The sequence below is a fragment of the Kitasatospora paranensis genome, assembly GCF_039544005.1.
GTDB lineage: Bacteria > Actinomycetota > Actinomycetes > Streptomycetales > Streptomycetaceae > Kitasatospora > Kitasatospora paranensis.
On the sequence record NZ_BAABKV010000001.1, the window covers coordinates 14,385 to 40,475 of the forward strand.

21 protein-coding genes and 2 pseudogenes are annotated in these 26,091 nt (G+C 69.0%); 11 read left to right on the forward strand and 12 right to left on the reverse strand.

The window, feature by feature from the left end:
- Positions 1–16 precede the first annotated feature (16 nt).
- From ABEB13_RS00060 to ABEB13_RS40095, 7 genes and pseudogenes are all read right to left on the reverse strand, one after another.
- On the reverse strand, positions 17–931 hold the full coding sequence (locus ABEB13_RS00060) for a hypothetical protein (protein ID WP_345703675.1): 915 nt from the start codon (positions 929–931) through the stop codon (positions 17–19).
- 267 nt (positions 932–1,198) lie between these two features.
- Complete coding sequence (locus ABEB13_RS00065) at positions 1,199–3,148, reverse strand: DUF3732 domain-containing protein (protein ID WP_345703676.1); 1,950 nt, start codon at positions 3,146–3,148, stop codon at positions 1,199–1,201.
- Between the two features lie 31 nt (positions 3,149–3,179).
- A complete protein-coding gene (locus ABEB13_RS00070) occupies positions 3,180–3,665 on the reverse strand; it encodes a three component ABC system middle component (RefSeq protein WP_111489416.1) in 486 nt (161 codons plus the stop codon).
- Positions 3,662–4,921: an ABC-three component system protein gene (locus ABEB13_RS00075; RefSeq protein ID WP_345703677.1), complete on the reverse strand. Its 1,260-nt coding sequence runs from the start codon at positions 4,919–4,921 to the stop codon at positions 3,662–3,664. The genes ABEB13_RS00070 and ABEB13_RS00075 overlap by 4 nt, the downstream gene beginning before the upstream one ends.
- 223 nt (positions 4,922–5,144) lie before the next feature.
- Positions 5,145–5,726: a helicase associated domain-containing protein gene (locus tag ABEB13_RS00080; protein WP_345703678.1), complete on the reverse strand. Its 582-nt coding sequence runs from the start codon at positions 5,724–5,726 to the stop codon at positions 5,145–5,147.
- Entirely contained in the window at positions 5,660–7,378 is a 1,719-nt protein-coding gene (locus ABEB13_RS00085) for a helicase associated domain-containing protein (RefSeq protein WP_425559944.1), read from the reverse strand. The genes ABEB13_RS00080 and ABEB13_RS00085 overlap by 67 nt, the downstream gene beginning before the upstream one ends.
- Positions 7,339–7,479 (reverse strand): annotated as a pseudogene (locus ABEB13_RS40095) (DEAD/DEAH box helicase family protein); the annotation flags it as partial. The gene ABEB13_RS00085 and the pseudogene ABEB13_RS40095, both read right to left, overlap by 40 nt.
- Before the next feature lie 554 nt (positions 7,480–8,033).
- Between ABEB13_RS40095 and ABEB13_RS00090 the strand changes: the two are divergent.
- From ABEB13_RS00090 to ABEB13_RS00115, 6 genes and pseudogenes are all read left to right on the forward strand, one after another.
- The gene (locus ABEB13_RS00090) at positions 8,034–9,038 is read left to right on the forward strand and encodes a TniQ family protein (protein ID WP_345703680.1); all 1,005 of its coding nucleotides are present in this window, start codon (positions 8,034–8,036) and stop codon (positions 9,036–9,038) included.
- Between the two features lie 151 nt (positions 9,039–9,189).
- Entirely contained in the window at positions 9,190–9,858 is a 669-nt protein-coding gene (locus ABEB13_RS00095) for a TnsA-like heteromeric transposase endonuclease subunit (RefSeq protein ID WP_345703681.1), read from the forward strand.
- Positions 9,859–9,935: 77 nt separating this feature from the next.
- Positions 9,936–12,320 carry a Mu transposase C-terminal domain-containing protein gene (locus tag ABEB13_RS00100; protein WP_345703682.1) on the forward strand — a complete coding sequence of 795 codons (2,385 nt, stop codon included), beginning with the start codon at positions 9,936–9,938 and terminating at the stop codon, positions 12,318–12,320.
- Positions 12,321–12,735: 415 nt separating this feature from the next.
- Complete coding sequence (locus ABEB13_RS00105; RefSeq protein WP_345703683.1) at positions 12,736–13,488, forward strand: hypothetical protein; 753 nt, start codon at positions 12,736–12,738, stop codon at positions 13,486–13,488.
- A gap of 80 nt (positions 13,489–13,568) precedes the next feature.
- Positions 13,569–15,884, forward strand: coding sequence for a hypothetical protein (locus tag ABEB13_RS00110; RefSeq protein WP_345703684.1), 2,316 nt, complete (start codon positions 13,569–13,571; stop codon positions 15,882–15,884).
- Between the two features lie 336 nt (positions 15,885–16,220).
- Positions 16,221–16,324, forward strand: a pseudogene (locus ABEB13_RS00115) (IS5 family transposase); the annotation flags it as partial.
- A gap of 38 nt (positions 16,325–16,362) precedes the next feature.
- On the opposite strand, the gene ABEB13_RS00120 reads toward ABEB13_RS00115, so the two are convergent.
- Together ABEB13_RS00120 and ABEB13_RS40100 are read right to left on the reverse strand one after the other, a co-directional pair.
- A complete protein-coding gene (locus ABEB13_RS00120; RefSeq protein WP_345703685.1) occupies positions 16,363–17,007 on the reverse strand; it encodes an SMI1/KNR4 family protein in 645 nt (214 codons plus the stop codon).
- The gene (locus ABEB13_RS40100; protein WP_380232061.1) at positions 16,965–17,672 is read right to left on the reverse strand and encodes a DNA/RNA non-specific endonuclease; all 708 of its coding nucleotides are present in this window, start codon (positions 17,670–17,672) and stop codon (positions 16,965–16,967) included. Before ABEB13_RS40100 ends, ABEB13_RS00120 begins: the two co-directional genes overlap by 43 nt.
- On the opposite strand from ABEB13_RS40100, the gene ABEB13_RS00125 reads away from it, so the two are divergent.
- On the forward strand, positions 17,623–17,940 hold the full coding sequence (locus ABEB13_RS00125) for a hypothetical protein (RefSeq protein WP_345703686.1): 318 nt from the start codon (positions 17,623–17,625) through the stop codon (positions 17,938–17,940). The two genes, ABEB13_RS40100 and ABEB13_RS00125, sit on opposite strands and share 50 nt — an antisense overlap.
- A 545-nt stretch (positions 17,941–18,485) precedes the next feature.
- Positions 18,486–18,986, forward strand: coding sequence for a hypothetical protein (locus ABEB13_RS00130; protein ID WP_345703687.1), 501 nt, complete (start codon positions 18,486–18,488; stop codon positions 18,984–18,986).
- On the opposite strand, the gene ABEB13_RS00135 is transcribed toward ABEB13_RS00130, so the two are convergent.
- A complete protein-coding gene (locus ABEB13_RS00135) occupies positions 18,973–20,298 on the reverse strand; it encodes a helix-turn-helix transcriptional regulator (RefSeq protein WP_345703688.1) in 1,326 nt (441 codons plus the stop codon). The genes ABEB13_RS00130 and ABEB13_RS00135 overlap by 14 nt on opposite strands.
- 154 nt (positions 20,299–20,452) lie before the next feature.
- On the opposite strand from ABEB13_RS00135, the gene ABEB13_RS00140 reads away from it, so the two are divergent.
- Genes ABEB13_RS00140 through ABEB13_RS00150 form a run of 3 tightly spaced genes read left to right on the forward strand, consistent with a single transcriptional unit; the run spans position 20,453 to position 23,120 of the window.
- Positions 20,453–21,445, forward strand: coding sequence for a Gfo/Idh/MocA family protein (locus tag ABEB13_RS00140; RefSeq protein ID WP_345703689.1), 993 nt, complete (start codon positions 20,453–20,455; stop codon positions 21,443–21,445).
- Positions 21,442–22,695, forward strand: coding sequence for a DegT/DnrJ/EryC1/StrS family aminotransferase (locus ABEB13_RS00145; protein WP_345703690.1), 1,254 nt, complete (start codon positions 21,442–21,444; stop codon positions 22,693–22,695). The genes ABEB13_RS00140 and ABEB13_RS00145 overlap by 4 nt, the downstream gene beginning before the upstream one ends.
- Positions 22,692–23,120 carry an NUDIX hydrolase gene (locus tag ABEB13_RS00150; RefSeq protein ID WP_345703691.1) on the forward strand — a complete coding sequence of 143 codons (429 nt, stop codon included), beginning with the start codon at positions 22,692–22,694 and terminating at the stop codon, positions 23,118–23,120. The genes ABEB13_RS00145 and ABEB13_RS00150 overlap by 4 nt, the downstream gene beginning before the upstream one ends.
- Positions 23,121–23,892: 772 nt before the next feature.
- Here the strand turns inward: ABEB13_RS00150 and ABEB13_RS00155 are convergent.
- Positions 23,893–24,942 carry a DUF4238 domain-containing protein gene (locus tag ABEB13_RS00155; RefSeq protein WP_345703692.1) on the reverse strand — a complete coding sequence of 350 codons (1,050 nt, stop codon included), beginning with the start codon at positions 24,940–24,942 and terminating at the stop codon, positions 23,893–23,895.
- Between the two features lie 121 nt (positions 24,943–25,063).
- On the reverse strand, positions 25,064–26,080 hold the full coding sequence (locus ABEB13_RS00160) for a DUF4238 domain-containing protein (RefSeq protein WP_345703693.1): 1,017 nt from the start codon (positions 26,078–26,080) through the stop codon (positions 25,064–25,066).
- Between the last annotated feature and the right edge of the window lie 11 nt (positions 26,081–26,091).

Below are 26,091 nucleotides of genomic sequence, written 5' to 3' on the forward strand. Positions count from 1 at the left end.
AGAGAGGTGTGTTCCTTCACCCTTCGAGGCGCGCAGAGTCCAACAGACAGGACCCGCGCGTAGAAACGTCTATGGCCTGGGGCGCAGCACCACGATCCGGCACGGATTTTCGGAACCGATAATGCGCCCGGAAGCACCTCGGCCCCGGCGCCACCGTGACGGTGGTGCCGGGGCCGGGGCGGGCACGTCCTGCTACGCGCCCGCCATCGCCTCGAGGACGGCGCGCTGCTGCTCGGGGATCACCAGGCTCGCCTCCCGGACGGTGCGCAGCGTCCGCCCGCTGACGCAGAACCGGCACAGCCCAGCGATCGGCATCCCCGCACCGAGGAACATGCCGATGGACTGCGTGCTGTCGTAGACGGGCCGCAGGCAGCCGGGGCAGACCAGGGCGTTCGGGATCCCACTGCTCGGGCGGCAGGGTGGTGTCCAGGCTCTCGATGATCCCGTCCATCGCGGTGCCGGCGTCGGCCCACAGCGTCAGCGGCCGGTCGGCGCGGCGCAGGATGTCGGCGGGGCCTTCGGGATCGGGGCCGGGCCTGGCGCTGACGAGTGTGCCGAAACCGGGCTGCTGGGGGTCGGGGAAGAACGCCAGCCAACGGTCGGTGCCTCCTCCCAGGGCGTGCTGGGTGCCGGTGCGGAACGCCGCGGCGAGGTCGCGCAGGCCCTGGCCGCCGTCGTCGTTGCGCAGGCGCAGCTGCCGCGCCATGGCGGGGTAGCCCACCTCTGCCGGGGACACGGTGACCAGCAGTCCGTTCCCGGCGGCACGGACATCGAGGTGTATCAGCCACAGGTCGGCGCGCACGGCGCTGCCGAACCACTCAGCCTGCGGCTGCATCTCCCCCTGCAGTCGACTCTCCCTGCTCGCCTTAGCCTTGTCGTCCTTGTCGTCCTTGTCGTCCTTGCGGCCCTTGCGGGGCTTGGCCCCTGCCATGGCCGTCCTTGGGATCCCTCATGGTCGCGGACCGCTCTGCCGGGCCGCGCCATGTCCGCCTGGACAACGCCCCGGGCCGCGCTCGGACACGCCGGAAAACGACCTGTCCCTCCAGCCGCAGCGGCCGGTCGCATGTCGGCCGAGGCCCGGCGATGGCGGCTTCATCAGTTGGAGCACCGTGGTGGGCGGACGGAGGACTTACCGGTCGACACCTGGCGTACGGGATGCAGGGGCTGCCGGACGGCGAGCCCGACAGCCGGCGAACCGTCAGCCGAGCCACCCCGGGGGAATGAGGGCGTTTCGGTTCCCGTCCTCGTCGGGGCGCCAGTTGGCGATGACCGCGTCCTGGAACCAGCTGTCGGGCAGGTTGGCGTGATCGCTGACGATGATCTGGAGGCTGCCCTCGTTGAGTTGTGCCACCTCGTTGAGGAGGGTGAAGTAGGCGGTGACGGTGGCCCAGTCGGCGTCCTGGATCTTCGAGGCGTCGCGCGGCCTCTCGGGGAAGAACGCCTGAGTGGGCTGGTCGAGCATGAGGAAACCGGGCACCGGCCGGTCGTTGCGCCGCAGATAGGTGTGCAGGGCGAGATGGGCCACAAGGTGGTAGCCGATCCAGTTCTTGGCACTGCCGATCCGGGTGAGGGGCAGTCGGCCGGCCGGGCGCCTGACGACGACGTTGAGCAGGTTGAGACTGATGCTCACCTCTGTCGCGTCTGCGGCCTGTCCGAGGTCGAGGCGTTTCGCCCACGCCGTCATGTCGGTGGCGATAGCGGCCAGGCAGCGTTCGGTCTCGGCGGCCACGTCGTCCTCATCCGCGAGGACTTGGAGCGCGGCGGTCTGTTCCTCGGCCAAAGCCAGGTTGTGGCGCAGCCTGCTGATGTCGCTGTCCGAACCAGTACGGGTGAGGGCTTCGGCGATCCGTCCCTGGATGTGCGCGATGCGGAGGTTCTGTTCCTGCAGGTTGCGCATCCGTTCGTCGCTGGCCATCAGTTCTCGCAGTTGCACTCCGTTGAGCCGCAGGCGTTCGGCGACGCCGTCGCGTTCGGCCCGCAAAGTGCGCCGGTGCTCTTCACGAACGGGCTGCAGAGTCTGTGCGTGGGCAAGTTCCTCGGCCAGTTGGCCGGTGAGTTCGGCGATGTCCTGGGCCGACGGGTCGGGTTGCGGAAGAGGCTGGGTACACATCGGGCAGATGCTCGTGTCGTGCTGGTGCTCGGGGCCGAGCAGGGCGAGCGTCTTGAGGCGGTCAAGCTGGAGGTGGAGTTCCCCGGTGAAGGCGCGCCCCTGCTGCTGCCATCGGTCGACTGCCGCCAGGGCCTCGTCGTACTCCTGGAGCTGATCGCGCAGCGTGCGGCGTTCGTCGTTCAGTCCCTGACGCCGGTCGGACAGGTTGAGCGGTGCTGCGGTTCGCGGCGAGGCGGCCAGTGCCTGCTGCAGAAGATCGACGACCTGGGTGGTGTTCGGTGCGGCGGGAACGTCGGTGAGCAGTCCCTCATTCTGCGCGAGGCGCACCAAGGCGAGCCCGTTGGCGTCGGTTGCGGCTTGGTGGCGCAGGGCGTCGTCGTACTTGCGTTGCGCCGCACGCTGGGCACGGGCCGCTTCCGTGAGGTGGTGGCGCCGCAGGGCTTGTTCGGGGCCCGCGGCCCCGAGGAAGTAAGGCAGCGTGTCTTTGAGCGTCTGCGTCATTCCAGTTTCGGTCTGCCGGTGGAACAGCGCTTTCTTATCGGCGATCTCGTTCTGGTTCTGGAAGCAGAGCAGGGCCGCGTGGGCGATCGAGACGTCGAAGGCATTACGCCCGGCGCCGGCAGGTGGCTGGAAACGGAAGTCCTCGATCCCGAGCCGGGCGCTGACCTCACTGCGCAGAGCCGCCACATTGGAGTTGGGGACGAGTTCGCCGATCGCGGGGACATCGAGTCGGCTGTCGCCGGTCTGCACCATGGCGTGGAGTGTGGAGGCGCCGGCGGGACGGGGCCGGGCCAGGACCATGCGGCTCCCGTCGCCGAAGACGACGAGGAGTGCGTACCAGCCGACAGTCTGGTCGATCGGCTCGTCGGGCAGGTTCGGTGTCCTTCGTCCGAGGCAGTAGTCGACGATGTCGAGCACCTCGGACTTCCCGGTCTCGGACTCACCCGTGATGATGTTCAGCGCCCCGGGACGGAAACGCAGGACTCTCGGGGCTGTCCCGCCGTCTCGGTGGTACATGGCCAGGGCGAGCAGCTGCATGGCGGTTCCAGAACTCCTTGTACGGGGCGGGTCAGGGACGGACGCCGAGAACGGTGAAGGCGCGAGCCGGGTCTGTCGTGGCAAGCCAGCGGCCGACTAGTACGGCGGCGCGTGCGCATTCGGCGACCTCCTCGCCGGGGGCTTGCGAGGAAGGTTTCGGAGCGCGGGGGCATGTCAGGCCTTGCGGACTGGTGCCTATGGCCTGATGGCGCAGGGCGGTGCGCAGGCTGGCGCGGGTGTAGTCGGTCAGTGCGGCAGCTCGTTCGGCGAAGGCCGCCTGGTGGCGCGGGTTGGCGTGGGCCCAGGCCATGAGGGTCACAGTGGACTTACCCGGCAGTGAGCGTCGGGTGTCCTCTGGAAGGACGAGCGGGAGGACGAGGAAGGCGCTGGGCCACGGCAGAGGGCCTTCCACCTTCTTGACCGCGGCGTGGACGCTGCTGGCCAGGAGATAGGCGCCGAAGGCGGGGTTGAAGAGGGCTTCTGCCTCGGGAACGCGGTGATGAGGGGTCGTGGTCACTGGTCCTGCGTCTCTTCCCGGGGCTTGCACAGGTCCTTGTAGTCCGGGTGCCAACCGACGGCACGGTCCGGGACCGCGGTGTCCGCTTGGTCGGCCAGGCTGTGCATGGTGCCGCGGCCGATCCACGGCGCGGTGATGCTGCCGGGGCGGGCGGGTCTGTCGGCGGCCCTGTCCATGGTGTCGTCCAGTACGGCCTGGCCGAGGGACTCGCGTTCGGGTGCGGGCATGTCGCCGTGGAAGCGGCGGGTGCGACGGCGGAAGACGTGCTCCCACTCGTCGTGCAGTTCCTGCTCGTACTCACCGAGCCGCTCGGGTGTGATCTTGAAGGTGCGCAGCCATTCGGAGCGCTGGGCGCGTGCGTAGTGGTACTCGCGCAGGTGCATGGCGATCTCCGGATCGGGCAAGCTGATCCATCGCATCTGGTTCACGACGAGTTGGTCCTCGTAGCCGGCGATCTCGGCCTGGGTGAGGTTGCGCAGGGTCTCAGTGATCGGCAGGTTCTTTCCGGCGTACCGGTCGAGGACTTCGTCCCTGCGGCACATGAGCTCCTGGGCGCTGACCGCAGGTCGCTTGCGCTGGGGGTTCTTGCGGTCCAGCAGGCCGACAGCCATGCCGTACCACCACCCTTTGATGTCGTCGAGAGCGGCTTGAGCGTGGTCGCTCGGTGTGATCCCCAGCTCTTTGGCCAGACTAGGGTTCAGGTCCGACATCACCGGGGCGCCGTCATCGACCGTGATGGCGTCGACCAGTTGGTGGCGCTGCGACGGAGTCAGTGCCATGAACAGTTCGCGGTCTTTCGCCGTGCCGTCCGCGCCGTTCTCGTCCCCGGCGATCTTCTCCATCCGGGCCAGTGCGGCACGAGTGTCCCGGTCGGCTCCGGAGCGGAGCATGGAGAGAAAGGTGTCGGCGGGAGCGACCTGGGTCGAGACCAGGCGCAGCAGCGGCATCGCTGCGCTCGAGGAGGCTGCGATGGCTTCCAGGGCATCGATCCATGAGGCGACCGAGCGCCAGAGATCCTTTCCGGCTTCGCTCAACGGGCCGGCTGCTTCGCGGTGTTTGGACTGGATCAGTTCCAGCGGGGTGTAGCTGTCAGGGTCCAGGAACTCGATGTCGTCGAGGACTTCCATCCGGACGGCGCAGGACGCGTCTTCCCAGCTACGGCGCGCGAGTTCCAGCAGAGCCAGTTCGCACTGGTAGAGGTATCCGGTCATCTGGCCTGCGGCCGAATGCGAACCAGCTTGCGCCACGTTGCCCACTACTGATCGTGCTTGCCCGAGCGGCGCGCTCCTGTGGTTCCGCTGATCACCTGCGACCGACGGTCCGGGCGGTCTGCCGCTCCCCCGTGGCGACAACATAGCACTGGTTCGGCAGCCTTCACCCAGCTCTGCCGATGAGCTGTCACATGCTCGACTGCGAGGGCAGCCACTTGTCAGGCGGTGGGCCAGGCCCTATCCAAAGACGCGCACAAACATCACACCGTCAGGCGACTTCGGGGAGCTCCGGTTCCAGGAACCGAGGCACAACTGGCAGGCCGAGCGCGTCGAGCGCTGCGGCCTGTTGGGAGGTGAGCTGGGCGGCGTCGTACCGGCGCTGGTCGATCCAAATGTCCAGTCTGACGTGGTCGGTACCGACGACCTCGACATGTCCGTCGGGAACCTGAAGGTGGCCTTCGCGTCGGAGGAACCTGCGCGCGGCGCTCAGTCCGCGCGCGAAGCTCATCGCCGGGCCGGTGGTCTGCCGAAACAGCAGCAGGGCATGGGGGTGAAGGTCCGGGTACTGGCGTGCCAGGAGAGCCAGTTGGGCGAGCTGCCCCGGCTCCAGGATGTGGTTCTGCTCGATCTGGTGGTCCAGCCACGCCCCCAGTGAGAGGTTCGTCTCGGCAGCGACCTGGTACGTGAGCCGCCAGTCGCCGGTGGCGAGGCAGCGCCGCAGCCGGGCGCAGTTGTACTGCCAGTCGATGCTCCAGGCCGGATTCCAGCAAGGGTCGGTGGAGTTCAGCGCCTCGATGCGTTCGGGGGCAGCTCGTCCTCGCGGGTCATGGCTCGCATCTGGTCGAGCCACCGGGCCAGGCCGGCGTCCACGTCGGGGGTACCGGCGTGGACTGCGAGGGTGTGGTGGGCGGTGGCGAAGTCGCGGGCCAGGGCGAGGTTGTGTTCGAAGCTGCCAGGTGGGTGGGGCCAGGAGATGCGCAGCGCGTACAGGGCGAAGGCCTGGTCGGGGTCGAGGGTGCCCTCGGCATAGCGGTTGCGCTGTTCGCCGATCCAGGAGCCGAGGTGGACGCCGGCGGAGTCCCGGTGGTCGGTGGGGACTTCGAGATGGCCGTGCTCCTCGTAGAAGCGCATGGCGGCCTCGTAGCCGCTGTTCCAGCCGTCGCCCTGGAACTGGTGGGCTCGCAGGGAGAGTACGTCGGCGATCTCGTCGGGGCGCTCGGGCTCGGTCAGGACCGGGTCCTCGGAGCGGCGGCCAGAGCCGCGGCGCAGGCGGGTGTAGAACTTGCTGTCAGCGGTGCGCAGCCCGTCCAGGATGGCCCACAGGTCGCGGAAGTCGGAGGACTCCATGGCCTCACGGGTGGTTTGTCCCGGGCGGATGTACACGGGGATGATCAGTGTGGCGATCTTGCCGCTGCCTGGCGGCTGGCGCAGGGCGCGGCCGAGGGTCTGGATGATGTCGACGACGCTGCGTTTGGGGTCGGCGAACAGCACCGCGTCGGCTTCGGGCATGTCGACGCCTTCGCCCAGGCATCTGACGCTGCTGAGAATGTGCGTGTGGGACTGTCCGGGCAGGAGGGCGGTGCGGCTCTGCCAGGAACTTCCCGCGAAACGCCAGAGCTTGGTGTTGCGCTCGGAGCGGGGCTGGCGGCTGTCGACAGCGGCAGCCCACAGTTGCATCGGCTGGCCGCCCTGGGTGAAAGCCGTGGCGGTGCGCGGCAGGGTCCGGGCGAAGGTGCGAGCGGCCGCAATCAGGCGGTGGAACGTCAGGACACGGCTGAGGCGGTAGTCCTGTATGGCGCGCAGCAGTCCCACTTGCATGGCTGCCAGGCGCAGTCCGTCCAGGTGAGGGGTGGTCTCGGCCGTGGTGAGGATGTCGTGCAGGTCCTCCGCGCTGATCACGGGGACGACGACGCGGTAGTCGGCGAGGATGCCCTGGGCGATGGCTTCGGCCAGTTCGAGGCGGAAGACGACGGGTCCGAACAGTGCGGGATTGTCCATCGATGCCAGTGGTTGCTTGTACGCGCCGGGTTTTCTGGACTTCGGGTGGCTCCAGCGGCGTGGCGTCGCCGTCATGTAGAGGCGGCGCTGCGCGGGGATCTGGGCATCATCGTGGATGTCACCCCAGCTCTTGTCGAGACTGCCGGTGGTGTGATGGGCCTCGTCAGCGACGGCGAGGGCCCACTCCGGCAAGCCGTGGCGGCGGTGAGCCTCGACGATCGCAGGCAGGGACTGGTAGGTGGAGAAGACGATGGTCGGGCCGCTGTGGTCGGCGACACGGCGGGCGGGTTCGGCCGGGCTGGTGGTGAACGGGATGCACAGGGCGCCTCGGCCGGACGGGGGCAAGGCGCAGACCGCGATGTGCTTCTCGTCCGGGCGGCCGCGGTCCCACTCGCGTGCTGTCTGCGCCACCAGATCCTGGCTGGGGGCGAGCACGAGGATGTTGCCGTGGGGGTGTAGGTGTCGGCGCTGGCCCGGGCGATGACGGTCTTGCCGGTGCCGCAGGCCGCGACCACGGTCACTCTTGAGTGGCGCTGGAGGCCTGCGGTGATGGCGCCGACGGCGCGTTGTTGATGCGGACGTAGTCGGATGGGCTTGTGGGGCACGTGGGCGTCCTCGGCGACCGGCAGCTGGATCGGCGGGGCGATCGCCGTGCCTGCATGGCTCGTGCCCCGCTCCGGACACCAATTCGATCGGCTTTCCGGCGTTCCTTGTCAAGCAGGCTTCGAAATTCTCGTCGATTTGACTGCCAGGGTGGCGCCTTCAGGACCCTAAATGTCATTCTGATTCGTTCGGTTCGCCTTGATGCCGCCGTTCCGCGTGAATCGGCTGAGCCGCGGGCGCCGGGGAGCCACCTCGCGGCTCACCGAGCCAGTACCATCAGCCGGGTTTCAGCAGGCAGGACAGGAGCCACCCCGCCAGGCAGCCGAAGGTGACGTGTCCCGGCCCCCGCAGTACGGAGGCCAACCACTTCAGCCGCCTTCTGCGGCGGCCCCTTCGGAGCGAGGAAACGCTCCTCCTATTCGGCCGCCCGGGCGACCCTTCTCATATTCGGCAGATCACTGTCAAGAATTGGTGCGCTTTGCCGGATTCTTTTCCCTGTTCCTGCTCCTCGTGCCGCTCGGCGTGATAGCCATGGCCGCAGAGGCGAGGGAGGGTCATGGATTCGGTAGCGGCTTTGAATCGGGTACGGGCGCGTGAGCTGCCGTTGCACGTCCGGTTCATGGCAGGCGAGTCGACCGGCTCCTACGTGACCCGCCTGGCCGGCCGCAACGGGCTCGAGGTCCAGCAGTTGCTGGACGAGGTCGGGCATGGCAGCACGAGGGCCGTCGCGCCACACCTGACCGAGCTCTACCTCAACCGTCCTGCCGCCGAGCGCCTGGCCGCCCTGGCGGGCCGTCCGCTGGAGGTGATGCGGCGGGCACTCGCGAGCCTGGACGCGGCGTACCTGCTCGACGACGGTGACGGAACTCCCGCCTGGTCGTTCCCGTGGGCGGTGCGGGACGGCTATCTCGTGCGGGCCTGCGCGTTGTGCGCGGCCCGCCGCGGCATCGGTGAGCCGGCCTGGATGATGGTGGCGGACCCCTGGCACCTGTGCGCCCGGCACGCACGGTGGTCGGACAACTCCCGTGATCCGCAGACCCCTTGGATCGACGTGGCCGACTGGCCGCAGATCCTGGCGACGGAACACCAGCGGGTGGCCATGGTGCGGTGCCTGGGCCGCACCGCACGCGCACTGTTCGCCGACGCGCACACGATGAGCAGAGCCGAATCGAGCGCACCGGACAGACTCCAGTCGATGGCCGACCGGCTCGGGGAGGCGCGGACCGCGTCCTTGTTGTCCTACCCGCACACCGTGCGCATCGCCCGCGTCCTGGCGCGGGCCGAGCGCCGCCGACTCGGCCGGGAGCTGACGGCGGACTCCTACGAGGACTGGTTCACGCGCAGCTCACAGGAGTTGGGGCCCAGGCACCGGGGAGTGCTGAGGCGGTGGATGGAGTGCCACAAGCCGGTGCCTGGCCCGGCGCCAAGGCGCGGGGGTGAGTTGGGGCGGGCCGTGCTGGTCACGCCGCACACACGGATCGCGCCGCTGGATTCGGTGCACCAACTCAGCTGCCTGCCCTCCGGCCCGGTGGCCAGCCCGTTCGACCGGCCCTTCCTGTGACGGCCGTGGTCCGCCAGGAGCGGGGGCGGCTCCCATGGGACGAGGCGCCCCTTATTTATCCGCAGAAAGCAGGTCAGGGACGAGTGGATGCGGCACGGGAGAGGTGATCCTTGTGCAGGTGCGGGTGCGTTACCGCGACGGGGACGGGCGGATGCGTGAGAGTGGCCCAGACCAGGTGCGGGCGGTGCCGCTGGAACGGTGCGAGCCATTGCGTGAACCACACGCCTACAACGGCCGACCGTCGATCTTGACCCGGTACTGGTCGGCGACCACAGGCGGCATGGTGGTGTGCGGCAGTGAGCGGCTGATGCACGCGGCCATGCTGCTGGACTACGACGCCGCCATCACCTGCTTCTCGGCCCCCGCGACCGAGATCGCCTGGGAGGACGGCAGCGCCCATGGAACGGTCAGCCCGGCGTTCTTCGCCCGCACCGCTGACGGGCGGCGGCTGGCGATCGTGCACCCGGGCCGCGCGGAGCCGGACGGCGCGCGCGAACGCCAGGCGCTGGAGATGGCGGCGCAGGCCGCCGGGTGGACACTGACGGACCTGGACGTCCCCATCGGGGTGCGGCTGGCATGGCTGAAGGTGGTGGCCAACTTCCGGTTCCCCGAACTGTTCGACACAGCGACCCGTCCGGCCCTGCTGGACACCTTCCGCCAACCCCGCCCGCTGGTCCGCGGAGTAGCCGAAGCCGGCCTGCCCGACACCGCCCTCGCCCACGCCTGGCACCTGCTGTGGCGCGGCGACCTCCTCTTCGACCAGGCACGGCCCCTGATCCCCGTCTCCGCGGCGTGGACCGCCGACACAGCCCACCGGTAGGAGGCGTCGTGACGCTCGATTTGGCAACCGTGGAGGCACGGGCGACGTCCGTCCACGCCACGTGGGACCGACGTCGCGTGGACCTGACGCCGGGAGTGACAGTGCGCTGGCTGGGCGGCCTGTACGAGGTCGCCGCCCTCCAAGGCCCCCGGGTGCACCTGCACGCCTTGGACGAGAACGGCGAGGACGCCGTCGCGCTGGTATCCGCAGTGACCTGCGCCGCCGACTTCGCGCTGGTGGAGGCGCAGGGCCGGGAGCGGCCCGGCCCGCGGATCCCGGACGTGAGCATCGTGGACGTGCTCGACCCCCTGGAGCGCGAGCGAATGCGCACCTGGGAGTGGCACCTGCACGAGGTCGTTCACGGACTGCCGCCTGGCGCGCCCTCGGGCACCCGGCCGCGCCCGCAGTACGACCCGGAAGAGACGTCGCGGTGGAGCCGACTGGACGCCAAGTCCCGCGAACTCAAGGACCTGGGCTGGGCGAAGGTGTCAGTCGCAACACTGCGGCGCCGCGCCCAGGACTACGAGGAGCGGGGCGTCGCCGGGCTCGTGAAGATCGTCGCCGGGTCCCTGTACGGCGACACCGACGAGCGGATCGTCCAGTTGCTGCTGGAGGAACTCCGCGCCGGGACGGAGGAGTCCTCGGGGTGGGCCAACCGGCTGCGGGAGCGGGTCGAAGCCCGGCTGCGCGCTGAGTTTCCGAAGGAGGGCCTGAGCCTGTCGCGGACCGGGTTCTACCGGCTGCTGAAGGACCTGGGCGTGCGGGTGGAGACGCTGCGCGGGCCGGTGCGCCGCCGCGAGGAGCGGGCCAGCTCGCCCGAGCCGCCCTGGTCGCCGACCCGGGCGGCGATGCTGGGCGAGGTGGTGCAGATCGACTCCACCGGGCTGGACATCCTGGCTGTCGGCGACCACGGCTACCCGGTCCAGGTCGAGCTGACCGCAGCGATCGACGTGGCCTCGCGCAGCATCATCGCGGCGATGATCGTGCCCCGTGCTCCGGGCCGCGGTTACAAGGGCAAACGCCTCGGCGGGCGGGCGACCACCTATTTCGATGCGACGCTGATGCTCGCCCAGGCGCTCGCGCCGATGCCCGGACGGCCCGGCTGGTCGCCGTCCGCAGCGGCCGAGAAGGCCCGCCACCTGCCGTACGCGGACCTGGTGGCGTGCGACCCGCGGATGGCCGGCGCCGCGGCGCGTCCGGTGATCCGCCCGAAGATGGTGGTCGTCGACCAGGGCAGCATCTACCAGAGTGAGCACTTCACCGACGTGTGTACCTCGCTGAAGATCTCGGTGCGCTCAGCGCGCGACCGCACCGCCGACGACAAGGCCGTCATCGAGTCGACGTTCAGCGCGATCAAGAAGCTGTTCTGCCAGTACGTCGCCGGGTACACCGCGCGTGACCTGTCCCGGCGCGGGAAGTTCGTGACCGAGGGCGTCATGTGGCGCCTCAACGAGTTGCAGGACCTTCTGAACGAGTGGATCGCGCTGGGCTGGCAGCAGCACCGCCACGAGGGCCTGCGCGACCCGCACCTGCCCGGGGTCGTGCTGACCCCGAACCAGATGTACGCGGCGCTGGTGGCCTGCGAGGGCTACGTGCCGCTGCCCCTGTCGGAGTCGCAGAACCGCAAGCTGCTGCTGTGCGAGTGGCGGCAGGTCACCGACAAAGGTGTGCGGATCGGCAACCGCACCTACGACAGCCGGGCCCTGCAGGAGTACAACAAGGAGCCGTCCGGGGTACGCGGGAAGGGCATGAAGTGGCCCATCCGCCACGACCCCTACAGCCCGCGCTACGTGTGGCTGTTCGACCAGCGCAAGGAGCAGCGCGGCGAAGACCCTTGGGTGGAGGCGGAGTTCGTCCACCAGGACCTCATCGGGGACGACTGGTCGCTGTTCTTGTGGGAGACCGCCGAACGCCTGCGGCTCGAGGCCGGCGGCAGCGAGGAGGACCGGCAGTGGGAGCGCGACATCGCGCTGGAGGTGTCCGAGCTGCGTCGGCGCGCCAGGCAGGGCCCCGCCGACGAGCCGGCCACGCCGACGCGACGCGGCCGCGGGCGTACACGCTGGCGCCGCCCCGCGGCCCCGTACACCGGTCCCGGCCTCGCCGTGCGCGCGCCTGCCGTTGGCCGGTACGCGGGCATCCCGGCGCCCGACCCGGCCCGGGTGCGCCCCGCCAGGTCGCTGAACGTCCCGGCCCACTTGCTGTTCGCCGGCGCGGCCCTGGCCGGCCCCGAACCGTCCCCGACCGCTTCGCCCGCGCCGCCGGGCGCGAACAGCGTTGACAGCCCGCCCTCGGGCACGGACACCGACGCGGCCCTGCCGGGGCCGGCGAAGGCGCCCGATCCGCGGCGGTGGCGTTCGCGCACGCTCTCCGGTCGCGCCACCGACCTGTTCCTGCGCAGCCTCGCCCCGGCCCCCGATGACAGCGACAGCCCGGACCCGTCCGGCGACGAGGAGATCACATGAACGACCATGTCCGCGCCCGCCCGGTGCCCGCGGCCAAGGCCGCCACGCACCCCTTGCACCTGGCCGATCCCGGGCCGCTGGCGACCAAGGAGGGCTTCCTCGCCCGGGCTCGACGCACCGTCACCCCGCCGGGCCTTCAAGACAGCGCGCCCCTGGGCACGAAGGTGCGGCTGACCGACCCGCGCCTGGCCTACCACGGCACTCTGCTGCCCTTGGAGACCGACGACTTCGCCCGAGGAGTGCACCTCGCCCGGACCATGCTGGTGAAGAACCTGTACGACTCCCCGGCCGCAGCCCGAACTTCGCCGTCGACGGACCGCGACTTGCCGGCAAGTCGCTACTCGCCGCCAGGATCGGATTCGCCTTCCAGGGCCTGGTCGACCACCACTTCCCCGCGGACGCAGACCGGCACCCGGTGGTGTACATCCACGTGCCGCACGACCGCAGCGACGCCCTGCACTGGTCCCTGCCGTTCGCGGAGTACTTCGGCCTGGAGCACTCCCGCTCGCCCGAGACGATGAACCACCGCTCCGTCGACATGACCGGTCCCATCACCCGCGTCATGGAACGCGCCGGCACGCGCCTGGTCATCGTCGACGGCATCGAGTACATCAAGGACAACGAGCGGCAGACCGCGTTCGACTACCTGTTTCGACTCCAGGACGCCCTGCCGAGGATCACTTTCCTGTTCTGCGGCATCGGCGCGCAGGGGATCCTGCACCACGCCCTCGGCGACCACCGCAGCAAGGCGCCCGCAGCGGGCGCCGACCGGCCGGCGCCGCTGGGCATCCCGACGCTGTGGGTCAGGCCCGTCCCCTACACCGCCGCCGAACCCGACCAGTGGTGCAACGTGCTCGACGACGCCGAAAAGAACCTGCGCCTGTACAAACACCAGCCCGGCACCCTGGTGCAGCTGGCCGCCTACCTGCACGCACGTACCGACGGCTCCATGCACGCCCTGAACCAACTGCTGTGCCAAGCCGCGCAGACCAGCATCCTCCAGCAGACCGAAGCCATCGACCGCAAACTCCTGGAGACCATCCTCACCGGCTACAACGACCCGACATACGACTGCCTGCCAGCCCTGGCCGAACCGGCCACTGACGAAGCCGACGGCGACCCGCAAGCCCAGGCGAGGCTGGACGACGCGGAACAGTCGGACTCGTAGCACAGCTTTCCAATGCGCTGGGCCGGCTGGACGTGCCTGCCTTCGGCACGCCAGTTCCCCGTAGCTGGCAGGATCAGCTGGTGACCTTCTCCTACCTGTCGCTGCAGTCCTTCGTCCGTCCTCCCAGGCTGCTGGTCCTCGCTCCCGAGGGCGAGGACTGGGTGGCGATGTCAGCGGCCGCGCTGGGCGCGGTCGGGAAGGTCTGGGGAGGCTGTGCGAGCGCCGTCGTCCCGGTCAGCGCCGCGAGCCATGCGGCCCTCGCGCCCTTCCTCGCCCGATACCAGCCCGATCACATCCTGGAATACCAGCTCACGTGGACGACGGCTGACCTGATTCATCCAGGCATCCTGGAGCGGGAGTTGAGGGGACTCGACCTGGATGAGCAGAGCTTTTCCTTCAACAAGGAGCTGCTGGCTGCCGATACCTGGGACGGTCACGCCGATGGAGCGGCCCTGCAGGCGGCCGCAGAGCGACTGCGGGCGGCACACGGCGTCAACAGCTTCGACCGTTCCCAGCCTTGGTTGTTCCACCTTGCTGACGATCCCGGCAAGAGCGGCTTCACCGCCCTCAGGGACGTTACCCCGCAGCCGACCGGCGGCGTGCCGATCGGGCAGATCCGCACGCCTGCTGCCCTGTCCGCCGCAGCACGGCTCGGTGTCCTCCTCGCGGCGGCCGGCGACGAGGCGCAGGCCCCCAAGTCCGAAGCGGACTGGCTCACGCAGGTCGCCAGAACCCCGTGGAACTCCGACGACCCAGCAAGCCCTTTCGATGCAGCCGCCGCGCTGTGCGCCCGAATCCACCGCGGCTACAACGCGGACCGGTCAAGCGATCTCGTCGTGCTCGGCGATCGGCCCGAGGACTTCGCGCTGGCCCAACTCGCCCGCCAGGTTTACGGAGCTACTCGCTGGCTCCCTGGGAGCGCGCTGGCCTGGCATCATCTGCCCCTCTCCCGGCGCCCAGAGCCCATCACCGTGGTCAGCGCCTCCCTGTCGGAAGAGGAAATCCACGCTCATCTGACCGACCGCTGGATCACCCGTGGCATCCGGGTGCACGGCGCCGACACCATGCCGGTCACGATCGTTTCCCCCGGACAGCTCCGACCGACCGGCCGCGACCAGGTCGCGCTGCTCAACGCCTGGGACATGCCGCTGTCCCTCCCGGTGGAGGAGACCTCGGACGGATCCCTGGTCTCGGCCGTGCGGATGCCCGTCCAGGTCCCCGCCCCGCTCGACGCGGCACGGCACCGCTGGCAGGTGGGGATGATCTCTACCAGCCACCCTGTCCCGCCCCTTTCCGACTTGTCCGGCCCCAGCTTGGTCGCAGCCGGCGACGAGCGGGAGACATTCGTGCGAGCCGCGGACGGCGGGATCACTTACGCCTCCAACCGGGTCGACTTCGTCCCCGCCGGTGCGTCGCTCGCCGGCTCCCTCGCCGGCCCCAGACTCGTGTGGCCCTCGCTTGAGCGGATTCTGCGCCTCACCGCCGAGCCCGACGAGATCCGCCCCAGCCCCGCCGGGAAACGCGCCCGCGTCGCGAAGCGTCTACTCGGATCCCGAACTGCCGTCGAAGCCCTGGCCGCACCAGCGCCGTGGGCGCTGCTGTCGCACTGGCTACCCGGTCACGACCGCTCGGCCCTTCCGGCAGACAGTGCCTGGGAGCTCAAGTCCGGGGCGTTCCTGACGTGGGAGGCCATCGCCGCCGCCTCCGGCAACTGGGCCCAGGCCGAGCTACGGGCGCAGATCGACGCGTGGAGCACCTGCGGGCTCCTGCGCCGCGGACTGGTGCTCGGCTGCCACGATTGCCCACGGGTCGAGTTCTACCCCATCGCCGAAGTAGCGCAGCAGTACACCTGCCGACGCTGCGGCAGCAGCAACACGCTGGAGCAACCACGGTGGAAGCCGATCCGCAACGAGCCCACCTGGTTCTACGAACTCCACCCGGCGATCACCGAGTTGATCGCCAATGACGGCAACTACGACCTGCTCGCCACCCAGTTCCTCCGCTCGAAGGCATGGGCCGGCGCCTGCCTTGTCACCGAGGAGTTCGAACTGGTCCAAAACGGCAAAGCCGTCGTAGAGTTCGACTTCGCCGCAGCAACCGTCGAGGGACTCTTCCTGGGCGAGTCCAAGAAGAACGACTGCCTCGCCGCAACCGCGAAAGCTACCCTCACCGAGCTCAACAAGCTCCTGAACGGATGCCGCACACTCGGCGCGACGCACCTCGTCCTTGCCACCCCCAAGGACACCTGGAAACAGGCGACCGTCGACGCCATCGACAAGCAACTCCAAGGCGACACAGCGCAGGGCGTCAGCAGCCCACAGGTGCTGCTTCTGACATGCCTGGGGACCAACCCGAAGATCACAACCCTCGACGGTGCCCCGTTCACCATGGACTGAACCAGCCCTCTGCGAGCACCCGAGCCGAGTCAGCCGAACCAGCGGCAGCCCGAGGACAGGCACACCAACAGCCGACACGAGAAGGGGCCAGGTGATCGTCCCACCGAACCAAGATCAACAGCGCTGAGGCGACCCCATCCTCCATACAGCGATTGTCCCGACTCAACTGAACAGCGGTCCCAGATTCTGCAAAGTCACAGGCCACAAGCCATGAAAAGTCAATCACGGCAGCAAAACCGCAGTTCAGGTAGCCAAGCTCTAAAGTCCCAGATTCTGCAAGCCCAATGGTCAACACATGATCAATTGACAAGATCTTTCAAAGCACCCGGGACGGAGCACCCGGCCCGCTCCGAAGCCATGGTCCACGTCGCGATGATCAGCCTCACCTCATGACCCGCCGACTCACCGGCGAAACCACCCCAACGTGGCGCGGAACCTGACCACCAAGGTCAGGGACGAAACGCCCAGTCAGAGAAGTTCAGAATGTATATGACTCGCCGCCTGTCCACGGGTTGACACCGGACGCCCGCAGCCGCAGATCTTCCTTCCAGTTGAAAAATCTCGGCGCGGGGTTATCCCAAATCGGGCCAAGAACCTGTCGAGCCCCGATGAGAGATCCCGAAATTCCACCCACAAGGAAATCCAGCATGCCGCAGGAGTAAAATTCCCATCGCACTGCCGACCGATTAAATACAGCGACAGGCCATGGATCTCCGGCTTCCATCAATATCCAGCAATACATATTTCCATCAAAATCACCTCCCCATTGAATAAGCTCAAGATTGCCACCTCCTCCGGCTCGACTACCAGCCTCTTCCATATAGACGCTGGCAGCCGTGCCAAGTTCGGAGAGGATGCAGGTATACGGACCCCCGAGGTCACCCAGTGAAATCGGGGAAAAGATATCCAGGTAATCCTCTATGCCACCCGCCCCATATGCATTCATGAATTCGATGTAATCGTCTGGCAGGCCAAATCCTAGAGCCCTGCCAACCTCATCCCAGTCAAATCGATCACCCGCGCCCGCCTGCGGGTCCATAATCTCGAGGAGCCGGTCGATATGCACATCTACCCCAGTTTCTAGTTCGTCGGCACGACACTGCCAGTCCGCGAATCCGTCCATAGGCCCATGTTCACGGAACCCACTCGCGGACTATAGATGGTATTAGCGACCGTCTCGCTCAGGGCAAAGTTCGGGATGCCGTTCCGGTCAGTTCCGTAGGCGTACATTTCGATCGCGTATGGAACAGTCCTAGGGCCAGCATAGACCGGGACCACCCTGTAGTGCACGATGCTGCCGGCATCCACAGCCGCTCTCGTCTCGCCCTCGAATTTACGCATGTTGTCCTCCATGCGACCCGGGTCTCCCAATCTCTTGGGAAAATTGGTGGCCCGAGAGCACGGAACCAGATTATCGGTTCGGCCTCCTTCGCCCGAGAGCGTATCAGCGAGAAGATGGCATTTATTGATATCCGCACTCGGAAGAAGGCCCAGGTATCTGGCGAAGTCCTTCGCCCAGTCGGTTCCTGGTGGATTTATATCCTTTTGCGTGCTGGATCCGGGATGGGTTTCTATCCACTCCGTGTCAAGGCAAGCTTCAATACCGGTTGCTCGCCCGCCATTATTTGGGTCAGGGTCGCCATATTCTCGCCATCCAAGGCCGCCCCTGAGACAAGAATCGCCTGGATTTTCGTCCCTTAGAGGGTTCTGCAAGACCGCCGCGAGCGCCTGATCCACGATGCGCACCGCCGCGAACGGCCAGAACATCAATCTCCAGCAACTGACCATCCCCGACACCAAGCCCGGACAGGCGGCCTCCTACCTCGCCGGCCTTGCCGCCCAGCACTGCACTCTCATCATCACCGTCGGCAGCCCCGGATCGGCGATCCCCGCCCTCCTCAAAGCAGATCCTCGTCTCCACTTCACCGCCATCGACTCACCCCTCACCGCGCCCAGCGCCAACCTGACCCTCCTCACCCACGCCGACCTGACCGGACCACTGACCTCACAGATCCGTGGCCTGGCTCCAAGTGAGGCAGCCACCGGCAGTCCGTAAGAAACGCGGAACACCAACCCTTCGGGGAGGGCGGTCTACTGACGCTGAGCCTGCCGACCCGGCTGGCGCCGCCTACGACGACGACACCGGCAACTCCGCCGCGCCCTTCAACTCCAACCCTGGACCAAGCTCACTGCCAGCTACAACGCCGCCACCGACCCAGAGCATCCCCCGGTTCGTCGTCACCGGCCGCACCAGGACCACCGGCGCAGCGGTCGTGCAGTGGACCGGTTCCGTGGACGATGTCGCTGAGCACACCGGTTCCACGGGTGACTGTGGCATGGTGGCAAGATCGTCTCCGCGGTCTCCTGCCACCGCCAGCGCAGGAGCAGCGATCCGGATCTCAGGCGCCGCCTCGTCCACGGGGGCTGGATCCGGTCATGTTCAGGCCGCCGACGATGAGACATGGTGGGACAGCCTGGGACCCACGCGGACAACCACGGACAACCACGGACCTCCGCGGACAGCGATGAGACCTGGCTGAACCCGAGCGCGCCAAAGGCGGCTGTCGTTTCGTCAGGGCGAGGACGCGCCACACTTCCAGCATGCCGAGCTTTCACGCCAGGAAGGCGATCGGTGACGCCCACGAGCGACGCGTCACCGAGGAACTCAACCACCGCGGCTGGGATGTCAGCCCCTGGGGCCAGGGAGTCATGGGTGAGCCCGTCCGCGTGGCCCTCCGCAGCACCGACAGCTTCCTTCGCTGGACCCCCGACCTCATAGCTGCCCGGGACGGGCAGGTCGTCTTGATCGACTGCAAGAGCCGGATGACCAGCCGGACCAGCAGTCGGCACGCCATCGAGAACGCCGCCGTCACCGCCCACCTCCAGCTCGTCGCCTGGACCCGGCTGCCCCTGTACTACGTCTTCGACGACCTCGACATCCTCACCCCCAGCGACGCCCTCGGCACGGGCATAGGCGGGCCTCGGACCACCGCCGGCTCCGGCGCGCCCTACCTCCTCGTCCCCGCCGACCGCGCCCTCGCCTTCGACCACGTCTTCGGCCCGGCCCGCCGCACCGCGCTTGTGTCGGTCAGCTCGCTCTGAGGCGGTCCATGAGGTCGGCGACTCCGTCGACCTGCCGGTAGGGCCTGAACTCCGGGACGAGTTCGCGGGCCAGGGTGATGCACCGCGCGGCGCCGATCCGGGTTGCCAGGTCGAGGGACTGGTTCGTGACCGTGAGGGCCTGTTCGACTTCGCGGGCTCGCAGCAGGCTCCGGGCTTCGTAGGTCAGGAAGATGCCGCGGGTCTTGTCGCGTGATCGGGGCAGCAGGCTCAGGCCTTCGTCGATGCGGGTGTGTGCCTGGTCGGTGCGTCCGAGGTCGAGCATGCATTGGCCCGAGTCGACGGCCAGGTCGGCCGTGCTCATCCATCGGCACCATTCGGGGGCCGGGTCGGGGCTGTCGGTCAGCAGGGCGGTCTCGGCGGCGGCCAGGTCGCGGTGGCAGTCGGAGGATTCTCCGAGTGCGGCGTGGGCGCGGGCCCGGCGGAGGTGGAGCAGGGACCGGGCGGTGGGGTGGCGGGTGTGGATGAGGGCCTGGCTGAGCGGCTCGACCGCGGCGTCGGGTCGGGTGAGCCAGATGGACTGGTAGGCGAAGTCGGAGAGAATGCCGGCGCCGAGATCGCGGTCCCGGGCGGCGTGTGCGTTGGTGAGGGCTGCGTTCCAGAGCTTGCCGGCGGCGTAGTGGTGGCCTTGGTCGAAGCGGTGCCAGCCGCAGGTGCTGGCCAGGGTGGCGGCGAGCAGGTGGAGTCGTCGGCCGAGGGGTTCGGTGTAGCGGCCGTGCTCGAGGAGGTCGGTGACCGTTTCCAGGTGGGCGTCCATCAGCTTGGCGGTGTGCTGGCGCTGTTCGGTCGGAAGGTTGGTCAGCTGGGTGGTGGTGTCCTCCAGCCAGTCGACCAATTCGGCATCGACTCGCGCGCCGTTCCAGGAGGTGGCGGGTGGATCGGGTTCGAGGGTGGCCCATTGGGTTGAGAGGCCGGCCAGTGCGAGGGCGCTGAAGGTCATGAAGGTGCGGCGGCGATGGTCCATTGCGGCCCTCTGTGCGTCTCGAAGTGCGTGAACGGTGAACGCCGGTCCAAGGGGCACCGGCTGTTCCTGGCCGGGCAGCCAGTGAGGCCAGTCGACGGCTTCCAGGTCGCCGAGGGGGACCTCGAAGGCTTCGGCGATGAGGAGCCGTGATTCGGCGCTGGGCGTCTTGCGCCAGGTCTCCCATTTACTGACGGCGGCCTTGTCGGTGCCGGATCGAAGGCCTTCAGGCCGGTTCCGGGCCGCACGGTGGATTCGGGCCGCAAGGTCGCTCTGGGACCAGCCGCGGAGCGCGCGGGCGTACGCAAGCGGGTGCCTGATCTGGTCGTCCACGGGCCGATCCCATCATCGACAGTGGCTGCGAGCCTACTGCGCGCACGGGCGGGACCACCCCGGGACTACAGACAACGCCTGGATGGGGACTACCCGTTGGGCTCTACTCGTCGTGCACCGACAAGTTCACTCACGAAGCGGAAGGAGTCCACGCATGAAACGACGCGCTGCAGTCATCGGCCTCGGCCACCAGGCGCTCGAGGACCATCTGCCCGGCCTGCTCGCCTCCAGCCGGGCCGACCTCGTCGCAATCTGCGACAGCAACCCGAACACGTTGCGGCAGCAGCAGGAGCTGTTGCAGGTCCCCGGGTTCATCCACGCCGGTGAACTGCTGGACACGGCGGCGCCGGACTTCGTGATCGTCGCCGTCCCGCACCATGCCGGCCGGGACGTCGTCCGGGAGTGCGCCGCCCGGGGCGTCCACGTCCTCAAGGAGAAGCCGTTCGCCACGTCCGTGGAGGAGGCCCGGGAGCTGGCCCAGGTCTGCCGGGCCGGCGAGGTGGAGCTGATGGTGACGCTCCAGCGGCGGTTCAACCCGATCTACACCAGCGTCGCCGGCCTACTGGACCAGATCGGCACCCCGTTCCTGATCGACGGCCAGTACACCTTCCACACCGACGACCCCGGCGCCGGATGGCGCGGGGACGTCCGGCAGGCCGGCGGTGGCTGCATCATCGACATGGGCTACCACCTCATTGACCTGCTGCTCTGGTACTTCGGCCTGCCCAGCCGGGTCATCGCCGAATTCTCCACCACCGCGGTACCAGGCGGCGGCTACGACGCCGAGGACACCGCCGTCATCCAGCTCGGCTACGACACCGACCTGTACGGGTCGCTCCTGCTGTCGCGGTGGATGGCGCCGAAGAGCGAGCACCTGCACGTGGTCGGCACCCGCGGCTCGGTACTGCTGTCCAAAGGCCGGGTCCAGCGTCTCGACCTGGACGGCACGGTCGTCGAGGAACTGACCCGCCCGCACGCGCCCGCCTCCGCAGCGACCGCGCAGATCGACCACTTCTGCCGGGTCCTGGACGGCGACAGGCCCAACACATCCGGCCCCGACCAGCACCTCGCGCACGCCGCGTTCATCGCCTCCTGCTACCGCTCCAAGGATGCGGGGCGCTACATCGACCCGAAGGAAATGCTGTGACCAGCACGCTCGCCCTCCTCGGCGGCAAGCCCGCCGTCACCGCCACGGGCCCCCACTTCACCTGGCCACCGATCGACGACACCACCCGCGCCAAGGTCACCGCCCAGCTCGACGAGGCGATCTCCCTACCCGGCCGGTCCGGCATCGTCGCCGAACTGGAGGAAGGCCTGCAGGACTACTTCGGCGTCCGGCACGCGATCACCACCAGCTCCGGCACCGCCGCCCTGCACGCCGCCTACTGGGCTGCCCGGATCAGGCCCGGCGATGAGGTGATCGTGCCGGCCTGGACCTTCCACGCCACCGCCTCCCCTCTCTTCCATCTCCGCGCCGTCCCGGTGCTGTGCGAAACCGGGCCGGACGGCAACATCGACCCCGCCCGTGTCGAGGAGCTGATCACGCCCCGGACCCGGGCGGTCATGGTCACCCATCTGTGGGGCAAGCCCGCCGACATGGCCGGGCTCGTGGCCGTCGCGAACGCCCACGACCTGGCGGTGCTGGAGGACGGCTCCCACGCCCACGGCGCGAGCATCGCCGGGCAGAAGGTCGGCACGTTCGGCCTCGCCTCGGCGTTCTCCCTCAACGGCCCCAAGCCGCTGTCGGGCGGCGAGGGCGGCTTCGTCCTCACGGACGACGAGGACACCTACCACCGGGTCCTCACCTTCGCGCACTACAACAAGCGTGCCAGGACCGAGATCCCGGAAGACCACCCGCTCGCGCGGTACGCGGTCACCGGGGCCGGCCTCAAACTCCGCATCCACCCGCTCGCCGCCGCCATCGCCCACGACCAGCTCGCCCGCCTCGACGGCTACCTCGCCGGGCGGACGGAGATCGCCCACCACCTCACCGACCGGCTGGCCCAGGTACCCGGCCTGAAGGTCACCACCCCACCCGAAGGAGTGCTCCCGTCCTGGTACGCGTTGACGCTCACCTACACGCCCGACGAGCTCGGCGGCCTCCCGATCGAGCGCTTCCACCAGGCACTCCTCGCCGAGGGCGCCACCGAGTTCGACCGGCCCGGCTCCACCTGCCCCCTCAACCAGCTCCCCCTCTACCAGGACCCCGGCATGCTCTTCCCCGGCCACCCGCACTCCCAGCGCCGCTACCAGCACGGAGACTTCCCCGTCGCCGAACACTCCCACGCGCACACCGTCAAGCTCCCCGTCTGGCATCGTGAGCAGGATCTGGAACTGGCCGCGCAGTACATCGCCGCGGCCATCAAGATCAGCGACCATCACAAGGAGCTGCTGTGACCCTCCCCTCCTCCGCCGACCTCGCGGCCGACGCCGCGGCCACCGGCATCACCGGCTTCGTCGCCGCCGCCGTGATCAGCCACCACGGCCACGTACTGCTCGTACGCCGCAACCCCGACGACTACATGGGAGGCCTGTGGGAGATCCCCTCCGGAACGGTCGAAAACGGCGAGAGCATCCTGGACGCCCTGCACCGGGAAACCCTCGAAGAAACCGGCCTGACCATCGACCAGGTCACCGACTACATCGGCCACTTCGACTACACGAACAGCCGCGGAACCACCACCCGCCAGTTCAATTTCGCCGTCACCGTCGCGACCACCGAACCCGTGGTCCTCACCGAGCACGACGCCCACCAGTGGGCCCTGCCGGGCGACCTGCCCGAAGTCAGCAACGCGGTCCGCGACCTGCTCACCGCCGCCTGACACTCACACCGCCGCACCGGCGCAGCCAAACGGCGCCTTCTCGACGAGCCGGGCGCTTCCGGTCCGACCACGCACCGTGGAGTATTGCCCGATGACGCACCCGGCGGCAGCCGGGCCTGGAACTGTGGCTCAAGCAGGCTCCGGCACGCTTGTGGCGTCTTCTTGCCTGACGGATCAGCAGGGCCGACGCGGTGGGGCCGGGTTCGCCCGGGCCACGCGCGGACCGATCGAGGCGGGGCCCCGCGCAGCCACGTCGTGGCTTTGCGCGGGCCCTCGCAGGCGGAAACCCATTCCGGCAGGTCGCGGTGAGGCGGCGAACATCCGGGCGACTCGAATGCGCCCTGCAAGGCCGGCCCTGTCCCCCGGCCCGGCGCGGGGATGAGAAGATCAACATGGCTCCCGGGCTTCTTGCCATTGCCTGCCCGGGAGCCACTCGCATGTCCGCCCCACGCGCCGTCAGCACCCGGTCCGGACAAGGACGCAGCACCGCCGAGCCGTTGGGCAGTTGGTCCCCGCCGGTGGCCGGGCCAGTCACCGCCACCTGGCTGGTTCGGGCGCGTGCCGGCCAGGCAACGGGGGCGGCCGGTCTCCGCGGCCGGCCGCCCCCGAGGATTCGGCTGCGCGGCCGCGGTCGTCCGGGCGCCGGGGTGCGGCGGGCCGGACTGCGCGGCCGCGGGGCGCAGCCGGATGTCGGCCCCTGTGAGGGGTGGCGGGGCGCTGCCGGGTCCAACGACGGTGCACCGGCCGAGGACACCGGTCCGGGTGCGGCGGTCTACGGCGCGGGGTCGGAGGGCCGGGCCGCCGGGGTGTCCGCTGCGGGGCGCCGCGGGGGCGGCACCGGTGTCCGGCCCGCTCGGCCGCCGGCGGCGAGGTGGGCGAGCACGAAGCGCTCCAGGCCGCTGCCGGGGTGCAGGTAGACGCGGCTACGGGCGGCTTCGATCTGCAGGCCGTTGAGTTCGTTCACCATGGTGGTGGGGATCGGCGCCAGGACGTCGTGCGGTGACCTGCCAACGAGGAGGTGATGGGGGCCGAGCGGCAGGACGATGGCATTCGAGTCGCCCAGGGCCATGCAGTAGGTGAGGGTGCTCCCGTCCCGGCGGACGGTCAGGGCCGGTGTGTCGCCGATGAGGAACTGGCCGCTGGCGGGGATCAGGATCTCCAGGCAGCTCTCGCGGATCGCCGCCCTGGTCTTGTGGAACATCTCCTCGATGCCGATCCGCAGGTTGTACCCGCTCAGCTCGTCGTCGCGGACGGTCCGCATGAGGTCCTCCGCCCACATCGCCAGGGTCTGGGGGTCGGCGACGTGTTCGCCGCTGTGCTTCAGGTAGTCGGCGCGCAGCAGGTCGGCGTGGACGGTGAGCAGCTTGGTGCGCTGACGCTCGTAGAGCGCGGCGAAGATCTGGTCGTGGAGAGCGCGGTAGTGCAGGGAGCGGGCCCAGTGCAGGGCGATGAAGTCCTTCAGTACGAGGACGTACTCCTCGTGCTCGAAGATGTCGCCGCGTTCCACCGCGTCGGCGGCGGCCGGCAGCAGGTTCTCGACCCGGCTCCAGACCTCCTCCAGCGAGGCGGAGGCAAACGGCACGAAGTCCGGCACCGTGCCGCAGGTCTTGATGCTCCTGGTCCTGTGCCGGTTCGTGGGGCGGTCCAGGTCGAACGAGTAGACCTGGTGCCCCGCGCTGCCGGCGTGCGCCGCGAAGCGTTTGAGCAGCACCCGGGAGACGACGTGCTGGTTCACCACCGGCGCACGTCCGTCCGCGCGGAGCGTCTCGATCCGGGTCTGCGTCCGCTCGGCGGCAGACCGCCAGTTGGGCTGCTCGTTCATCCGCCCAGTCTCCCGGACGGGAGCGACAGACCCGCCCGCCGGCGGAAGACCGCCCTGCCCGGCCCGGCCGGGAGCCGGGGCGCAGCAGGCGGGCGGCCGTGGCTGCCCCGGGTGCGGGGGTCTACGGTGTGGTGCCTGCGTCGCGTCGCGGGGGCTCCAGCGGTGTCCGGTCCGCCCGGCCGCCGGCGGCGAGGTGCGCGCGCACGAAGTGCTCCAGGCCGCTGCCGGGGTGCAGGTAGACGCGGCTGTAGGCCGCCTCGACCTGCAGCGTGTTGAGGCAGTCCACCATGTCGGCGGGGATCGCGGCCATGTCGTTGCTCGGTGCCCTGCCGACGAGGAGGTGCTTGCGGCCGAACGGCAGGACGATGGCGGCGGAGTCCTCCAGGGCCGTGACGCAGGAGAGCACGGTTCCCTCCCGGCGGACGGGCAGGGCCGGGATGTCGCCGATGAGGAACTCGCCGCTCTTTGGGGTGACGATCTCCAGGCAGGTCTCCCGGATCGCCGTCCTGAGCTCGCCGAACATCCTCTCGATGCTGACTCTCAGGTCGGCCCCGCTCCGGAGGTTGTCGGTGAACGGCTGCATGAGCCGGGCGCCGATGGCCTCCCGGGCCCCCTTGGCTGCGACGTACAGGCCGGTGTGCTGCCGGTAGGTGGCGCGCAGCCGGTCGGTGGGTATGGCGGCCAGGGCATCCCACGCCCGCTCGTAGGCTGCCGCGGCGGCGCGGTAGTGCATCGCGAGGTAGTGCAGGGAGCGGGCCCGGTGCAGGGCGATGAAGTCCTTCAGCGTGAGGATGTGCTCCTCGTGCTCGAAGATGTCGCCGCGCTCCACCGCGTCGGCGGCGGTCGGCAGCAGGTTCTCGACCCGGCTCCAGACCTCCTCCAATGAGGCGGAGGCAAAGGGCACGAAGTCCGGCACCGTGCCGCACGTCTTGGTCGATCCGGGTCTGTGCCGGTTCGCGGGGTGGTGGAGGTCGAAGGAGATGACCCGGTCGTTTGCCGCGAAGCGCTTGAGCAGGACCCGGGAGACGACGTGCTGATTCACCACCCGCCGTTGTCCCTCCGGCTGCAGCTCCTCGATCTGGGCCAGGATCCGTTCGGCCTCGACGGCACGCTGTCCACGTTGTTCGGGTACGTCCATCCGACTGGTCA

What these genes read in the sequence shown, in the direction of transcription:
- ABEB13_RS00090 (WP_345703680.1), top strand. Translation starts at nt 8,034, where the DNA reads ATGGATTCGGTAGCGGCTTTGAATCGGGTACGGGCGCGTGAGCTGCCG.
- ABEB13_RS00140 (WP_345703689.1), top strand. Translation starts at nt 20,453, where the DNA reads ATGAAACGACGCGCTGCAGTCATCGGCCTCGGCCACCAGGCGCTCGAG.
- ABEB13_RS00120 (WP_345703685.1), bottom strand. Translation starts at nt 17,007, where the DNA reads ATGGACGGATTCGCGGACTGGCAGTGTCGTGCCGACGAACTAGAAACT.
- ABEB13_RS00155 (WP_345703692.1), bottom strand. Translation starts at nt 24,942, where the DNA reads ATGAACGAGCAGCCCAACTGGCGGTCTGCCGCCGAGCGGACGCAGACC.
- ABEB13_RS00130 (WP_345703687.1), top strand. Translation starts at nt 18,486, where the DNA reads ATGCCGAGCTTTCACGCCAGGAAGGCGATCGGTGACGCCCACGAGCGA.
- ABEB13_RS40100 (WP_380232061.1), bottom strand. Translation starts at nt 17,672, where the DNA reads ATGGTCAGTTGCTGGAGATTGATGTTCTGGCCGTTCGCGGCGGTGCGC.
- ABEB13_RS00160 (WP_345703693.1), bottom strand. Translation starts at nt 26,080, where the DNA reads ATGGACGTACCCGAACAACGTGGACAGCGTGCCGTCGAGGCCGAACGG.
- ABEB13_RS00095 (WP_345703681.1), top strand. Translation starts at nt 9,190, where the DNA reads ATGCGTGAGAGTGGCCCAGACCAGGTGCGGGCGGTGCCGCTGGAACGG.
- ABEB13_RS00125 (WP_345703686.1), top strand. Translation starts at nt 17,623, where the DNA reads ATGCGCACCGCCGCGAACGGCCAGAACATCAATCTCCAGCAACTGACC.
- ABEB13_RS00060 (WP_345703675.1), bottom strand. Translation starts at nt 931, where the DNA reads ATGGCAGGGGCCAAGCCCCGCAAGGGCCGCAAGGACGACAAGGACGAC.
- ABEB13_RS00065 (WP_345703676.1), bottom strand. Translation starts at nt 3,148, where the DNA reads ATGCAGCTGCTCGCCCTGGCCATGTACCACCGAGACGGCGGGACAGCC.